The following is a 1,342-nucleotide window of genomic DNA, read 5'->3' on the forward strand; positions in this document are numbered from 1 at the left end:
TTCCTGAGAAACTCCTCCCCGTCAGGTCGGTTTCGCTTGCAGTACAAAGCCCAACGATTCGGCCCGTCGGGTGAGATTGTTCAGGACCCGCTGGCGATAGCGCTCTTCGTAGTACGCGGCGCCGGGATCCACATATTGCATGCCATAGCGCAGTGTGTTGTAGAACAACACCGCGATCTTGCGCGCGGTGGCGGTGACGGCCTTGGCGTTGCCGATCCGCGCCGACAGCCGTCGGTAAAAGCCGCCCAGCGCGGTGTCCGTCTTGCCGATTGCGACAGCGGCAAGACGCAGCGCGGCAGCGGCCTTGCTGGAGGAGCGGCGTGTCTTTGAGGAGAGGATCTTGCCGCCGGAGATCTTGTTGCCCGGAGCCAGACACAGCCAGGATGTGAAGTGCTTGGCCGTTGGCCAGCGCGACATGTCATTGCCGCATTCGGCCACGAGTTTGAGCGCCACATAGGGCCCCAGGCCGTGAAGCTGCGTCAGATCGACGCCAAGCATGGCGTAAAGCGCAGCACGCACATCAAAGGAGAAGCCGTTGGGTTGCTTGGTCCGGTACCGCGCCGCGGGCAATGGCGCGGCGGGCGGTTCGGCACCGGTTTGCAGTTGCCGAAGCGTGAGTTCTATACGCTCATCGCATTGCGCGACCTGGGTCTGGTAATAATCGTATAGCGAAAGCGCCTGGGTCAGCTCGAACACGTGCTCGGCTTTATAGTTGCCGATCAGCGCGTCGCGGATGGTCTCAACCGATGCCTTGCAACGCACATCGCGATGTCGGGCGAGTTCTACGGCATTGCGTTCGCCGGCCACAATGGCGCGGATGATCTTCATGCCGGTTGCACCCGTGACGTCCTTCACGACGTGATGCAGTTGCAGGTTCATCTGCATTAGCGCTTTCTGCATGTGCTGGATATGTGCCGCGGCGTATTCGAGCAGGCGTTCCCGTTGCCGCAGATAGGAGCGCAGGGTGGCCACGTCGTGCCGCGGCCGGAAACTCGCGCGCAGCAGCCCGTAGGCGTGAAGCTTTTGCAGCCACTGCGCATCGCTCACATCCGTCTTGCGACCCGGCACGTTCTTCGCGTCGCGCGCATTGACCAGTACCACCTCAAAGCCGTGTGCCTCCAGGATCTCGAACGCGGGGATCCAGTAGACGCCGGTTGACTCCATGGCTATCGTCGTGATTCCCACTTGTTCGAGCCAGTCGGCGAGATCGTGCAGCTCTTTGGTGAAACTGCGGAATGAACGCACCGGTTGCGGGTCACGCTCCGGTCCCACTGCCACCACATGAAACTGTGCGCCGATGTCGATCGCCGCAGCATGGGGATGCACCACCGTTATCTGCGCC

The 1,342-nt window shown here is 61.8% G+C and carries 1 protein-coding gene; it reads right to left on the reverse strand.

The window, feature by feature from the left end; all coding sequences use genetic code 11:
- Window positions 1–21: 21 nt before the first annotated feature.
- The coding region (locus tag P3T25_RS48535) for an IS110 family transposase (RefSeq protein WP_429364885.1) at window positions 22–1,342 on the reverse strand (1,321 nt) is incomplete at its 5' end.

The organism is Paraburkholderia sp. GAS32 (genome assembly GCF_050434225.1).
Taxonomy (GTDB): Bacteria; Pseudomonadota; Gammaproteobacteria; order Burkholderiales; family Burkholderiaceae; genus Paraburkholderia; species Paraburkholderia madseniana.